The sequence below is a fragment of the Cardinium endosymbiont cEper1 of Encarsia pergandiella genome (assembly GCF_000304455.1).
GTDB lineage: Bacteria > Bacteroidota > Bacteroidia > Cytophagales > Amoebophilaceae > Cardinium.
On record NC_018605.1, the window covers coordinates 129,621 to 143,039 of the forward strand.

At 36.5% G+C, this 13,419-nt stretch carries 25 protein-coding genes; 2 read left to right on the forward strand and 23 right to left on the reverse strand.

Annotated features, from left to right (window positions below; all coding sequences use genetic code 11):
* Positions 1-3: 3 nt before the first annotated feature.
* Complete coding sequence (locus AL022_RS00555; RefSeq protein ID WP_014934275.1) at positions 4-1,938, forward strand: hypothetical protein; 1,935 nt, start codon at positions 4-6, stop codon at positions 1,936-1,938.
* A gap of 104 nt (positions 1,939-2,042) precedes the next feature.
* A complete protein-coding gene (locus tag AL022_RS04205) occupies positions 2,043-2,171 on the forward strand; it encodes a CTP synthase (protein WP_014934276.1) in 129 nt (42 codons plus the stop codon).
* A gap of 119 nt (positions 2,172-2,290) precedes the next feature.
* Here the strand turns inward: AL022_RS04205 and rplQ are convergent, their stop codons facing one another.
* The 23 genes from rplQ to rplV form a co-directional block, all read right to left on the reverse strand.
* Positions 2,291-2,761 carry a 50S ribosomal protein L17 gene (gene rplQ / locus AL022_RS00560; RefSeq protein ID WP_014934277.1) on the reverse strand — a complete coding sequence of 157 codons (471 nt, stop codon included), beginning with the start codon at positions 2,759-2,761 and terminating at the stop codon, positions 2,291-2,293.
* A 60-nt stretch (positions 2,762-2,821) separates the two neighbouring features.
* The gene (locus tag AL022_RS00565) at positions 2,822-3,805 is read right to left on the reverse strand and encodes a DNA-directed RNA polymerase subunit alpha (protein ID WP_014934278.1); all 984 of its coding nucleotides are present in this window, start codon (positions 3,803-3,805) and stop codon (positions 2,822-2,824) included.
* Positions 3,806-3,846: 41 nt separating this feature from the next.
* Positions 3,847-4,455, reverse strand: coding sequence for a 30S ribosomal protein S4 (rpsD, locus tag AL022_RS00570; protein WP_014934279.1), 609 nt, complete (start codon positions 4,453-4,455; stop codon positions 3,847-3,849).
* A gap of 40 nt (positions 4,456-4,495) precedes the next feature.
* Positions 4,496-4,888 (reverse strand): 30S ribosomal protein S11, encoded by a 393-nt coding sequence (gene rpsK / locus AL022_RS00575; RefSeq protein WP_014934280.1) that lies wholly within the window; start codon positions 4,886-4,888, stop codon positions 4,496-4,498.
* Between the two features lie 64 nt (positions 4,889-4,952).
* Entirely contained in the window at positions 4,953-5,330 is a 378-nt protein-coding gene (rpsM, locus tag AL022_RS00580; protein WP_014934281.1) for a 30S ribosomal protein S13, read from the reverse strand.
* A 3-nt stretch (positions 5,331-5,333) separates the two neighbouring features.
* Positions 5,334-5,450 carry a 50S ribosomal protein L36 gene (gene rpmJ, locus AL022_RS04210; RefSeq protein ID WP_014934282.1) on the reverse strand — a complete coding sequence of 39 codons (117 nt, stop codon included), beginning with the start codon at positions 5,448-5,450 and terminating at the stop codon, positions 5,334-5,336.
* Between the two features lie 2 nt (positions 5,451-5,452).
* Positions 5,453-5,689, reverse strand: coding sequence for a translation initiation factor IF-1 (gene infA / locus AL022_RS00585; RefSeq protein ID WP_014934283.1), 237 nt, complete (start codon positions 5,687-5,689; stop codon positions 5,453-5,455).
* 158 nt (positions 5,690-5,847) lie between these two features.
* Positions 5,848-7,140 carry a preprotein translocase subunit SecY gene (secY, locus tag AL022_RS00590; RefSeq protein ID WP_014934284.1) on the reverse strand — a complete coding sequence of 431 codons (1,293 nt, stop codon included), beginning with the start codon at positions 7,138-7,140 and terminating at the stop codon, positions 5,848-5,850.
* Entirely contained in the window at positions 7,133-7,591 is a 459-nt protein-coding gene (gene rplO, locus AL022_RS00595) for a 50S ribosomal protein L15 (protein WP_014934285.1), read from the reverse strand. The genes secY and rplO overlap by 8 nt, the downstream gene beginning before the upstream one ends.
* 6 nt (positions 7,592-7,597) lie before the next feature.
* The gene (gene rpmD, locus AL022_RS00600; RefSeq protein ID WP_014934286.1) at positions 7,598-7,777 is read right to left on the reverse strand and encodes a 50S ribosomal protein L30; all 180 of its coding nucleotides are present in this window, start codon (positions 7,775-7,777) and stop codon (positions 7,598-7,600) included.
* Between the two features lie 6 nt (positions 7,778-7,783).
* Positions 7,784-8,299, reverse strand: coding sequence for a 30S ribosomal protein S5 (gene rpsE, locus AL022_RS00605; protein WP_014934287.1), 516 nt, complete (start codon positions 8,297-8,299; stop codon positions 7,784-7,786).
* Positions 8,300-8,305: 6 nt separating this feature from the next.
* Positions 8,306-8,653 carry a 50S ribosomal protein L18 gene (gene rplR / locus AL022_RS00610; RefSeq protein WP_101677508.1) on the reverse strand — a complete coding sequence of 116 codons (348 nt, stop codon included), beginning with the start codon at positions 8,651-8,653 and terminating at the stop codon, positions 8,306-8,308.
* A 57-nt stretch (positions 8,654-8,710) separates the two neighbouring features.
* Positions 8,711-9,262: a 50S ribosomal protein L6 gene (gene rplF / locus AL022_RS00615; RefSeq protein ID WP_014934289.1), complete on the reverse strand. Its 552-nt coding sequence runs from the start codon at positions 9,260-9,262 to the stop codon at positions 8,711-8,713.
* Between the two features lie 11 nt (positions 9,263-9,273).
* Entirely contained in the window at positions 9,274-9,678 is a 405-nt protein-coding gene (gene rpsH, locus AL022_RS00620; protein WP_014934290.1) for a 30S ribosomal protein S8, read from the reverse strand.
* Positions 9,679-9,735: 57 nt separating this feature from the next.
* The gene (rpsN, locus tag AL022_RS00625; protein ID WP_014934291.1) at positions 9,736-10,005 is read right to left on the reverse strand and encodes a 30S ribosomal protein S14; all 270 of its coding nucleotides are present in this window, start codon (positions 10,003-10,005) and stop codon (positions 9,736-9,738) included.
* A gap of 11 nt (positions 10,006-10,016) precedes the next feature.
* Complete coding sequence (gene rplE, locus AL022_RS00630; RefSeq protein ID WP_014934292.1) at positions 10,017-10,571, reverse strand: 50S ribosomal protein L5; 555 nt, start codon at positions 10,569-10,571, stop codon at positions 10,017-10,019.
* Positions 10,564-10,911 (reverse strand): 50S ribosomal protein L24, encoded by a 348-nt coding sequence (gene rplX / locus AL022_RS00635; protein WP_014934293.1) that lies wholly within the window; start codon positions 10,909-10,911, stop codon positions 10,564-10,566. The genes rplE and rplX overlap by 8 nt, the downstream gene beginning before the upstream one ends.
* Positions 10,912-10,914: 3 nt before the next feature.
* Positions 10,915-11,280, reverse strand: coding sequence for a 50S ribosomal protein L14 (rplN, locus tag AL022_RS00640; protein ID WP_014934294.1), 366 nt, complete (start codon positions 11,278-11,280; stop codon positions 10,915-10,917).
* Positions 11,281-11,282: 2 nt separating this feature from the next.
* Positions 11,283-11,537, reverse strand: coding sequence for a 30S ribosomal protein S17 (gene rpsQ, locus AL022_RS00645; RefSeq protein WP_014934295.1), 255 nt, complete (start codon positions 11,535-11,537; stop codon positions 11,283-11,285).
* Positions 11,524-11,745, reverse strand: a complete 222-nt coding sequence (rpmC, locus tag AL022_RS00650) for a 50S ribosomal protein L29 (RefSeq protein WP_014934296.1) — start codon at positions 11,743-11,745, stop codon at positions 11,524-11,526. The genes rpsQ and rpmC overlap by 14 nt, the downstream gene beginning before the upstream one ends.
* Before the next feature lie 84 nt (positions 11,746-11,829).
* Positions 11,830-12,258 (reverse strand): 50S ribosomal protein L16, encoded by a 429-nt coding sequence (gene rplP / locus AL022_RS00655; protein ID WP_014934297.1) that lies wholly within the window; start codon positions 12,256-12,258, stop codon positions 11,830-11,832.
* 48 nt (positions 12,259-12,306) lie between these two features.
* Positions 12,307-13,011 carry a 30S ribosomal protein S3 gene (gene rpsC, locus AL022_RS00660; RefSeq protein WP_083851384.1) on the reverse strand — a complete coding sequence of 235 codons (705 nt, stop codon included), beginning with the start codon at positions 13,009-13,011 and terminating at the stop codon, positions 12,307-12,309.
* Positions 13,012-13,030: 19 nt separating this feature from the next.
* Positions 13,031-13,417, reverse strand: coding sequence for a 50S ribosomal protein L22 (rplV, locus tag AL022_RS00665; RefSeq protein ID WP_014934299.1), 387 nt, complete (start codon positions 13,415-13,417; stop codon positions 13,031-13,033).
* Positions 13,418-13,419: the final 2 nt, after the last annotated feature.

The window sequence follows — 13,419 nt, forward strand, 5'->3', positions numbered from 1 at the left end:
ATCATGTTGTACAACAAAAATAAATTGATGCTGTCGCTATCTTACTATTTTCTCTTCATCTTTTCTAACTGTAAACAGGTACCTATTACATCCATTTCAGACCATAAAGATATACAACAGGATCATACATTAGCGCATAAGACGCCGATTCTTTCTCTTTCTTCTTGCAAGGAGCTAGGCAGCATCAGTTGCATGGGAGGTGCAAAAACAGATTTTTTAGTTCAATGTAAAGGGACCATTTCCAATATAGACCTTCCATTAAAAGGTCAATTGGCTTTTATAGGGATAGTAGATGGTGCTAAGCCGCCTAATAAAGCATCAGCTATAGTAAAAAGTGCAATAGATGCTAAAGACAAAGTTGAAACATTACTATGGCAAGGTGAAGATGGTTTTATCTATTGGCACAAACCTGATACAGGTATAAACGAATGGATTATTAAGATCCAAGAACAGGATTACAAAAAATTAATGTCCAAAACATATGCAGTGCATATGGTATACCTCCCAAATGGTGCCTCTCCACAGGATTATATTATTTCTACTAATTCAGTGCAAATGAATGCCAAAAGTAAAGATGAATGGCTGCCCAATTATAAAAATATTGGTTTAGAAGCTATGTACCCTATTGAAGAACAAATCAATAATACCACAGGTTGGTTCTTAAAAGGTAAGATACAAAATGCATACCTAAAAGATGATACTAAAATGGGTTTTATATTGCTTAGAGAATCAATTAATCCTTATCCATTGGTTCAGCAAATAATCGCTTCTGAAGATGGATGGCCTACGGTACCTACACCTTTTAATGATGAAATGGCTATCATTCCAGGTACATTAAGGGAAATGGATGGCGCTATAGTATTTACTTTATTAAGTGACCATGCGCCTATTCAAGGTGGTAAGTTCAAGATAATTTGTTATTGGATTCAAAATCAACATTGCTACTTGAGTCAAATGGAACATATCATCTCTGATGGTAGATCAAAATCATATTCTAGTGCTCCTCCTACTATCCTCTTTAGGGATGATGGCCATAATCTAAAAGTATTCAATGTAAGCCTTTGCAGTGAGCAAATATCAAAGAGAAGGCAAGCGGTTACCTTATCTGATTTTAAAATCGAATATGCCGTTAATGGTCAAGTAACATCATTACCCCCTTATCTAAAACAATCTTTGCTTTTTTTACAAAAAGGTACGCTTTGGCGAACGGCTACCATTGAATCTTTGTTTAAAAAATTGGATGCATCGAACCAAAAGGCTGGTATAAGCGACGATGGAACCATTTGCCTGGTAACTGATTCGGGTAAACTGCTAGACCAATCTTGTATAAACTTTTTTAACCGTGCAGCAGATTACGAATATTTTGTATGCTTGTTTTCTAAAGAAAACGCCAAGCTTACATTTTGCACACAGAAAGAAAACATAACCATACAAAAAAAAGAAAACCGGCAGCTACCTAAAAAAGATATACCAGAATCGCATGGGCCAATACATATAACCTTAGACAATAACGATGCACATATTACTTTAACTAAATCTGTTTGGTGGAATCCTCTGTCAGGATCCTATATTGACTATAACCTCCCTAAGGTTACATTAACACATAAGCAATTAGATAAAGATCAGGGGCAAAACAGAGGCTTTTTAATCGCTAAAGCGAAAAAGACAAATAGTTCAAAAATGGATGATTATAGTTGTGTAATTAATAAGTTTATTGAAAATAAAAGTAAAAATGAATCGGTGTTTCGTAATGATACATTTTTGATCTTCCAAGAGGAGCTTACTGAAGCAATGAAACAGAAATTAGTAGACAATATGTATGAGGCATATGAAAATGAGTCAACAGGGAACCAAACTTTAGAGATTAGCTATTGGGCAAAATACGAAAATAAGATTGTGTGGAGCAGTCCAGTAAGTATAAAACTTATTATCAATTAATATAGTGGTCTGATTGGCGCTATAGGTAAAGCAATAGAGTAGCATCATGGATTATAAGCAACAAAACATTACTATTCTGCAGTATCTGTTTTGGAATACAGATTATGTGTCAATATATTTTTGTTACAGGGAGAGTCGTTGCTTCGTTAGGAAAAGGGGTATGTGCAGCGAGTATAGCAGCACTATTGCAAGCGCGTGGCTATTGCATTAATTTAAAAAAGCTTGATCCATAGTTTGTAAAAAGGGCCTATCCTAAAAAGAACATTTCTATACCTAGGACAACTTTTTACAAAGCTTTTAGGTGTTTTACCTACTTTTTGATATAGGAAAGACAAAAATAAAATATAAATTTTTACCCTTGACCAGAAACTGTTTCAGCAACTACTTCGTCTACAAGAGGAGTAGTTTTTTTCTTTTTCCTACGCCGAGGCGTTTTAACGACTTTGGCTTCTTTTGTATAGATATCATTGTAGTCTACTAATTCAATCATACACATAGCAGCATTATCTCCAGCACGATTGGCTAACTTAATGATGCGTGTATAACCACCTGGACGTTGTTCAATTTTCTCAACAATATGATTGAAAAGCTCTTTTACGGGGACTTTATCTTGAAAGTGAGAAAAAACCATTCTTCTAGCATGCGTAGTATCTTGCTTTGCTCTAGTAAGAATAGGCTCAATAAACGAACGCAATACTTTTCCCTTGGCCAAAGTGGTCACAATACGCTTATGCATAATAAGCGACTTAGATAAATTCATAAGCAATGCTTTCCTATGACCTGCAGGCCTACCCAGCCGATTAATTTTATTTCTGTGCCTCATTGATTTATACTAATACGATTTTTAATTAAAATGTACTATAGAATTAACTTTAAATAAAAACTACCCATCTAATTTATACCTAGAGAGATCCATACCAATCTTTAGATGCTTTTCTGCCAAAAGTTGATCAATTTCATCACGTGACTTACGACCAAAGTTTCTAAACTTCATAGTATCAAAATCTTTTACGGTTACAAGATCTTCTAAAGTTTCAATACCTGCTGATTTAAGACAATTTAATACACGAGAAGAACATTGCAGCTCACTAATATGGGTTCTAAGATTTTTTTGCAGAGCTACTGTTTCTTCATCTAATATTTGAACGGTTTCATCCTCTAGTGATTGCACAACAATTTCCTGACCAGATAACAAGTTAAGGTGTTGAATCATTAACTTAGCTGCTTGTCTAACGCTTTCTTCTGGAGTTATAGAACCATCTGTTTTTACTTCAAATGTCAATTGCTCATAATCGGTACGTTGCTCCACACGCATATTCTCAACACGATACTGTACACTGATAATAGGAGAAAAGATAGCATCAATAGGAATAAGATCTAAGATTGGTTCTTTAGGTTTATGCTCCTCAGCTGAAAGATAGCCCCTATACTTCATTATATGAAGTTCTATGTCAAAACTGGCCGATGCATCAAGCCTACAAATCAATAGATCTGGATTTAAAACTTCAAAAAAAGAAGTAGCTTCTACAATATCACCTGCACGAAACTCAGGTTTATTAACCCGAACAGAAATAATATCATTACCACCTTCTAATTTTTTTTTTAAGCGGACCTGCTTAAGATTTAAAATGATTTGTACAAGATCTTCTCGTACCCCTTCAATCGTAGAAAATTCGTGACGGATACCAGGAATTTTAATCGCAACAATAGCATACCCTTCTAAAGAAGATAATAATACACGTCTAAGTGCATTACCAATAGTAGTACCATATCCCTTTTCAAGTGGACGAAAACTAAAAATACCATGAAAAGCATCAACTTGCTCCACAAATATCTTCTTTGGCATTTGAAAGGCTAATAACGACATATAGGATCTTTATTTGATTTAAAAAGGAAACAATAGAAAAACTATTTAGAATGGAGCTCCACAATGCTTCGTTCATTAATTTCTTCTGGTATTTCAGAACGCTGTGGAAAGGCAAGAAACTTACCTACCATCAATGATGGATCCCACTCCAACCAACTATATTTATTGGATGGACTATTTGCTATATTATAAACAATCAAAGCTATTTTTTCTGCCTTCTTTGCTATGCCTATTATTTGGCCAGGCTTCAAAGTATAAGAAGGAATATTTACTATTTTAGTATTTACTGTAATATGCCTATGAGATACCATCTGCCTTGCTTCGCCTCGTGTAGCGGCAATGCCTAGCCTATAAACCGTATTGTCTAAACGAGCCTCTAGCCGCTGAAGGATTAGCTCACCGGTAATACCTTTACTTTTAGTAGCTTTTTCACAAAGATTTTTAAACTGACGTTGTAATAATCCATAGGTATACTTTGCTTTTTGTTGCTCCATTAATTGAAGCCCAAATTGAGAACGCCTTTTACGTCTTCTACCATGTTGCCCTGGTGGATAATTTTTTTTCTGTAATACCTTACCAACAGATGAACCAAATATCGGACTGTTATATCTTCTCGCAACCTTGGCTTTTGGACCACGATATCTTGCCATACGCTATATTTCTTATAGTATAAATAGTAAATTGTATCATTTATGGACGCCTACGCTTAGGTGGCCTGCAACCATTGTGAGGAAGAGGCGTAACATCTCTTATAGAAATCACCTCTACAGAATGATCTTGAAGGGCACGAATGGCTGATTCACGTCCAATGCCTGGCCCCTTTACAAATACATTCACCCGCCGTAAACCTAACGCATAAGCAGCTTTTGCACAGTCTGCCGATGCCATTTGGGCAGCATAGGGTGTGTTTTTTTTAGATCCCTTAAAGCCCATCTTACCAGAAGAAGACCAAGCAATCACTTGACCAACTTCATTTGTAATTGAAATAATAAGGTTATTAAAAGTAGCTTGGATATGTGCTTGCCCCTCTTTACCAACTTTTACAACTTTTTTTTTAACTTTATTTTTTCCTATATTTTTCATAGTAATGCTCTATAAACTTTCTTTAAAGAGAAGAAGGGATAGTACCTAATGACACCATTAGACTTTACTTGGTAGCTTTCTTTTTATTCGCAATTGTTTTAGGCTTTCCTTTACGTGTTCTGGCATTGGTTTTGGTTCGCTGCCCACGAACGGGCAAACCCATTTGATGTCTATGGCCTCTATAACACTTAATCTCAACTAATCGTTTAATATTCAATCGAATTTCGGACTTTAAGTCGCCTTCTATCTTATATACACCACGAATAGCTGTTCTAATAGCTTTTAGCTCATCATCTGTCCAAGTAGAAACACGTCGGTCTTTATCCATTTGAACTGCTTGAAGAATCTTATTTGCAGAACTTCTGCCAATTCCATATATATATGTAAGCGCAATCTCGCCACGCTTGTTATCTGGAATGTCTACACCTAATACCCTAGCCATACCTTATCCTTGTCTTTGTTTAAATTTAGGCTGCTTTTTATTAATCACATATAATACACCCTTCCGACGTACAATTTTGCAATCTACACTTCTTTTTCTAACAGATGTTTTAACTTTCATAACTAGTGTAACTGTTCAGTTGCTTTGTATCTATGCACTATCCTGGCTTGTGTCAAATCATAAGGAGTTAACTCCATTCTAACAGAATCCCCAGGAAGAATTTTAATATAATTTTTACGCATCTTCCCAGAAATATGGGCTCTAACAATATGACCATTTTTAAGCGCAACCTTGAATACTGCATTGGGTAATGCTTCTTGCACTATTCCACCTTGTTCAATAGGAGGTATTTTAGCCATATTATTTTATGCAATCTTATTTTACTTTGCTTATATACTTGTATTTGTAAGTTTTTACAAAGAGAACCATCATATAATCAACAAGAACCTTCCTGGGACTAATATACTAAATTTATAGCAAATAGCTGTAAAAATATGGAAACTTTATTAAAAACTTACTACTGCAATCTAGCACCTTTATTAATAATTACTTCATATCGACGCATTAACAAATAGCTTTCAACTTGCTGAATGGTTTCAAGCATCGAACTGACCATAATCAATAAAGAAGTCCCACCAAAGAATCTATAAAAAGGAAAACTTAATCCAACTATACGGGCAAAAGCAGGCAAAATAGCAATAATTGCCAAGAACATAGCGCCTGGCAAGGTAATTCTGTCTAATACACCATCCAAAAAGCGGGCCGTTGCATTGCCAGAGGTAATACCAGGAATAAAGCTATTGGCACGCTTCATATCTTCTGCTATTTGCACAGGGTTGACGGTAATAGCGGTATAAAAAAAGGTAAAGACAATAATCAAAAAAGCAAACAGAAAATTAAATAGCCAACTGGTATCATCGCGCAACATACCACTAATGAGGTCCAACCAAGCAAATTTATCTTTCCAAAAACCTAAAAGACATGAAATGCAAAAAATCAAAAGATTGGCAAAGATAATAGGCATTACACCTGCACTATTTAACTTAAATGGTATATATTGACGCTGCCCTCCATATATGGTACTGGTGCTCAATTGCCTTGCATACTGAATAGGAACCCTGCGTGTAGCTTGTGTAAAAGCAACTAACACAAGCACAATTAAAAACAATACGAATAACTCTAATACAAATAGAAACATACCCTTGCTGCCACGATATACCGCTTCTTGGTATAAAGCAGCAGGAAAAGAGGATACAATACCCACCATCATTAACATGGTTACACCATTGCCAATTCCTTTATCGGTAATCTTTTCACCTAGCCACATACAAAATATGGCACCTGCGGTTAAAATAATAATAGAAATAAAAATAAAAAAAGTACGACTTATAGAAACATTTCCACTACCTGTAGCAATAAATAAATATTGAAAAGATTGAAAAATAGCGATAAAAATAGTAAGGATACGAGAAATTTGCGCAATTTTACGTTTCCCCATTTCTCCATCACGTTGTATTTTTTGAATTTTTGGCCAGGCAATCGACAAAAGTTGCATAACAATAGAGGCCGAGATATAAGGGGTAACGCCTACTGAAAAGATGGAAACTTGGCTAAGTGAACCACCTAAAAAACTATCGAGTAAGCCAAAAACGCGCTTTGCATGACCAGAAATTTGGGTTACATCTATACCAGGCAAAACAATGATACTACCTATACGGAAAAGCAATAGAAAGAATAATGTATTCCTTATACGAATGCGTAGTTCTTTTATTAAAAATATATCCTTAATAACTTTAAATAACTTATTCATATGTTGACAACATGATAACTTCTCCACCAAGATTTTGAATGGCTTGTAAAGCAGTAGCTGAGCAACGATGTGCGGCAACTGAAAGTTTAAGGTTTAACTGGCCATTTCCTAATATTTTATATTTTTCATACTTCCCGATTACATTATGCTTTCTCAAGAAAATATGATCTATAGAAGAAACATGATGCTTCTCTGCCAAGGCTTGCAAAGTAGAAAGATTTAAAGGTGTAAACTCGATTCTACTCGGACATTTAAATCCATACATAGGAATACGCCTCTGGAGTGGTTGTTGACCTCCTTCAAAACCAATCTTTCTTTTATAACCAGATCTAGATTGTGCACCATTGTAACCACGTGTAGCCGTTCCACCTTTACCGGAACCTTGGCCTCTACCTACGCGCTTTTTACCCTTTAAAGCACCTACTGCTGGTTTAAGTGTATGTAATTCCATAAGCTATTATATCTTTTCTGTAACCACTAAGTGGTTGACTTTACGTACCATACCCCATATTTGGGGGGTAGCTTCAACGACAACACCTTTATTAACCCGCCCTAATCCAAGTGCTTGAATGGTTGCTTTTTGGGATTTAGGACGTTTGATTAAACTTCGTACCTGTGTAATTCTAATTTGTTCCATAAAATTTTATCCATTAAAAAGCTTATCTAAAGTGATGCCACGTTGCTTGGCAATAGTTATGGGATCACGCAATTGCAACAATGCTTTAAAAGTTGCTTTGACTACATTATGCGGATTAGAAGAACCCTGGGACTTAGACAAAACGTTTTTAATGCCTACGCTTTCTAAGACGATACGGACACCGCCACCTGCAATTACGCCAGTACCAGAAGCTGCTGGTTGAATCAAAACATTGCCACCACCATATTTGCCAACTGAACTATGTGGAATGGTATCACGTAAAATAGGGACTTTGATTAGGTTGCGCTTAGCTGCCTCTACACCTTTAGCAATGGCATCGGTTAACTCTTTTGCTTTGCCAAGGCCATATCCTACAATACCATCACCATTTCCAACTACTACAACTGCAGAAGAACTAAATCTGCGGCCACCTTCTACTACTTTGGTAACGCGCTTAATGGCTACTACTTTCTCCTCAAGATTATAATTACTGGCTCTGAGTTTTTTACCACTTAATATCATTTTTAACTAAAATTTAAGACCATTTGCTCGAGCACCTTCAGCCAATGCTTTGACTTTACCATGATAAGTATACCCAGAACGATCAAAGACAATATGGGTAATACCTTTAGCCAACGCTTGTTGCGCAATTGCTTTTCCTAATGTTAATGCTCCAGCAACGTTATTTTTACTAATTTTTAATTTATACAACGAAGCAGAAAGTAGCGTTTCGCCTGTTTCATCATTAATAAGCTGGGCATATATACAAGTATTACTCTTGAAAAGCGAAAGACGCGGCTGGGCGAATGTTCCCTGCAAACGCTTTCTAATGCTTTTCCTAACTTTAAGTCTTCTTGCTACTTTGTTATCCTTTATTTTCATTTTTTTACTATGTAGGAATATAAAATAGGCCAACATTGAAAAATATAGATGCTACTTTTTAGTAGACTTTCCAACTTTACGCCGCACTACCTCACCTAAACGCCTGACACCTTTGCCTTTATAAGGCTCAACTTTTCTTAAGGAACGAATTTTTGCAGCTACTTGACCCAAAAGCTGCTTATCTAGACATTCTAAATGGACCAGTGGATTTTTTCCTTTAGGCAATTCAGCTGTAGCCATTACTTCTTCTGGCAAGACCAAAGCAATATCATGAGAATAACCTAAACTTAATTCTAATAGACTACCTTGGACATTGGCTTTGTAACCAACCCCTACCAACTCTAAGGTAACCTTAAAGCCAACGCTAACCCCTACTACCATATTATAAATCAAAGCTCTATAAAGACCATAAAGGGCTTTAGATTTTTTAGCATCAACGGGTATCAACTTAACGAACCCTTCGGAAATCTCAACCATAATGGTTGAATCAATTTGCTGCTGCAGTAGACCTTTAGGACCTTTAACCTGTATGATTCCACCATCTAGGGCAGATACGGTAACACCTAGCGGTATATTAATGGGCTGCTTCCCTATTCTTGACATTTTTCTTTATTTTAGTAAATATAACAAAGTACTTCACCACCAACATGAACTTTACGCGCTTCTTTATCAGTCATAATACCCTTGGAGGTGGACAATATGGCTATGCCCAATCCATTAATAACAGTAGGTATAGCAGCAGCAGTAGAATATTTACGCAACCCTGGCTTACTCACACGTTTTAAATGTACAATAGCAGATTGCTTTGTAAAAGCATCATATTTAAGAGCAATTTTGATAACTGGCTGAACACTATCTGGCTTAGAGACCAGCTTATACCCTCGTATATACCCTTTTTCTTGTAAGACTTCTGTAAGCTTTGTTTTTGTTTTTGAAGCAGGAATTTCTACTACCCTATGATTGGCACTAATGGCGTTTCTAATCCTAGTAAGATAATCAGCTATTGGATCTGTAGTCATGGTGATTATATATTAACAAATAATAAAGACAGGTATATAGACTTATATGTTAGCTGACTACCAACTTGCTTTCCGTATACCTGGTAATTTCCCTTCTAAAGCCCATTTTCTAAAAACTAGCCGGGAAATACCAAATCTTCTGATATATCCACGGGCTCTACCGGTTATATTACACCTATTACGCAATCTAACTGGAGAGCTGTTTTTGGGAAGTTTATCGAGTGCCATATAGTTACCTTGCTCTTTTAATGCAGCTCTTTTAGCGGCATATTTGGCTACTAAATGTCTTCTTTTCTTATCTCTTGCTTTGACTGATTCTTTTGCCATAACCTTTTAATTTAATCTTGCACCATATTAAAGGGCATTCCTAAGGCTTTTAAAAGTTGAAATGCGGTTTCATTGTTTTGGGCAGTTGTAACAAAAGTTATGTTCATACCGTTGATCTTAATTACTTTATCAATGCTAATTTCTGGAAATATGATTTGTTCTTGAATGCCTACATTGTAGTTGCCTTTTCCATCAAATCCGTTGGCCTTCAATCCCCAAAAATTTCTAATCCTAGGCAGTGCAATGGATATAAAACGATCAAGAAATTCATACATAAGCCTGCCGCGTAAGGTAACTTTTACACCAATAGGCATACCTTCCCTAAGCTTGAAATTAGAAACTGATTTTTTAGCACGGGTAGCCACGGCACACTGTCCAGCAATAGCAGTTAATTCTTCTAAACCAAGCTGAATTAATTTTTTATTGGATGCACCATCACCTAATCCTTGATTGATACATATTTTATGTAACCTGGGGACTTGCATAACCGATTTGTATCCGAATAAATCTTTAAGCGAAGGAATAACTTCTGCAAAATATTTTTCTTGTAATCTAGGCTTAACCATTTTTTATAAAATTTCCTGTTTTTTTAGCATACCGCTGGAGATTGCCGGCTTCATTATACTTTCTTCCTACACGAGTAGCAGATCCGCTTACTGCATCTATTAACATCAGATTACTAATATGAATAGAAGATGGTAGCCTTTGGATGGTTCCTTTAGGATGCTCAGTAGAAGGCTTTAAATGCCTAACTACTATATTCATACCTTCAACAACAGCTCGATATTTTTTAGGGAATACCTTTAAAACAGTTCCTTGCTGGTTTCTGTGTTTACCAGTCAAAATTTTTACACGATCTCCTGTTCGAATATGAATCTTAAAACTTTTTTTTATTGTTTGCTTCATGCTTTATAGTTCGTCAGCTAAAGAGGCTATTTTCATAAATTTATTATCTCGAACTTCTCGAGCTACTGGCCCAAAAACACCAGTTCCTTTGGGCTCATTGTTATTTTCAATTAAAACAATGGCATTGTCCTCGAAGCGAATATAAGAACCATCTTTACGCCTTACTTCTTTTCGGGTACGGACCACAACGGCTTTGGAAATAGTGCCCTTTTTAAGGGAACCAGAAGGATTAGCTGTTTTTACGGTTACTACAATTTTATCACCAACTTGCGCATAGCGCTTACGGGTTCCACCCAAAACGCGAATGCAAAGAGCTGTTTTTGCGCCGCTATTATCAGCTACTTTTAGTATTGATTCCTGTTGTATCATTTTTACTTAGCTCTTTCTATGATTTGAACCAATCGCCATCTCTTTTTTTTACTTAAAGGGCGGGTTTCCATAATTTTTACGAGATCACCAATACTACAGCTGTTTTCTTTATCATGTGCCATAAATTTGGTAGATGTTTTTACAAACTTACCATATACAGGATGTATAGCTTTGGTATCTGTTACAACGGTTATGGTCTTATGGGCTTTATTACTAGTAACCCTTCCTACCTTTTCTTTTCTTCTATTTCTCACCATGGTGGTTACAATTCTGATGGTTGCTTCGACAACTGTTCTGAGCTGTTTTTAGCCTTGCAATGGATTTTTTTGCCGCCCTAATTTTCATCGGATGCTCAATTGGAGAAACCGAATGAGCAAGCTTTAGTTTGACTAAATAATTTAAGGCTTCTTTTAATTTATCGTTGCATTCTTTAGAAGAAAATAACTGAATTTCTTTGTACTTCATTTTAAAAACTTATTACTTATTGAATAGCACGTTAAAGTAATAGCCTAACCATAGGCAAAAAAAACCTCTAAATGGCTCCACAACCTACCCTACTGAATGAACATAGTCCCTACGGACTACAAAATGTGCCTTAATAGGTAACTTATGCATGGCAAGACGCATCGCACGCTCTGCAACTTCTTTAGCTACACCATCTAACTCAAAGAGAATTCTACCAGGCTTCACAATGGCTACAAAAGAATCTGGCGCACCTTTACCTTTACCCATCCTTACTTCAGCTGGCTTTTTAGTCAAAGACTTATCTGGAAAGATTCTATTCCAAACTTGCCCTTGCCGTTTCATTTCTCTTGTAATGGCAATACGCATGGCCTCAATTTGCCTAGCAGTAATATATGAGGGTTCTAATGCCTTCAGCCCAAAGGTACCAAATTCTAATGAATTTCCTTTCATTGATAAGCCTTTTATCCTCCCTTTCTGGGTTTTTCTATAACGTACTCGTTTTGGTTGTAACATTTTTATTATGGAATGCAAAAATTAATATTGTTGTAATGCAGGGCATAACTACTTCCGCACTTTGGAAGAGAGAAACCCTTTCTCTCCTACTTTAGGAGGCCGACCGGCTGAACGTTGGAGATGATTAACTGCAACATCGCCCCTAGAAATCCAAACTTTAATACCTATTCTTCCATAAATGGTATGGGCTTCGACCGCTATATAGTCTATATCATTACGAAGGGTATGGAGTGGAACAGATCCCTCTTTAAATTCATCTGACCTAGCCATTTCAGCACCATCTAACCTACCCGAAACCTTAATTTTAACACCTTGTGCACCAGAACGGGTCACAGCAGCTATAGCTTGCTTTACTACACGCTTATAAGGCATACGACCTCTAATCTGTTGCGCAATTTGCAAAGCGACCAACTTAGCTTCTAGATCTGGTTTTTTTACCTCAACAATATTAAGTTCAACTTCCTTTCTAGTTAGCTTTTTCAACTCTTCTTTTACCTTATCAACTTCTGCACCCGATTTCCCAATAACAATACCTGGGCGAGCAGTTCGAATGGTAATGGTAATTTTTTTACCAGCACGTTCTATAAGTATTCTAGCAACACTAGCTTTGGCCATTCGCGCATCTAGATAGGTACGTATTTTTTCGTCCTCCATTAATTTTTCTACATAGGAGGATTTTGATGCAAACCAACTGGAATCTGACTTACGAATAAACCCAACTCTAAAACCGACGGGATTAACTTTTTGACCCATTATAGTATGATTAGTGTGGTTACGTTGTTGTACTTGAAACAATCTGATGTGACACAGGAATAGCATTCCGTAAAGTATCTACCACCATAACAACATGACTAGATCGTTTTCTAATTCTATGTGCCACACCTCTTGGCGCGGGCATAACTCTTTTTACCATACCGGCTCTATCTACTGTTATTTTCTTCACAAAAATTGCGCCATCCTCGAAGGCAGCTGCATGATTATTTTGCCAATTTGAAATAGCAGAAAGTAAAAGCTTTCTCAACTGAAGCGCAGCTTGTTGTGGCTTACTTTGTAAAATAGCTAATGCAGTAGCCACGCTTTTTCCTCTAATAAGTGCCGCTAAGCGCCCAACCTTACGTTCAGATATAGGCAGCTTTCTTAATTTTGCTATTGCCTCCATAG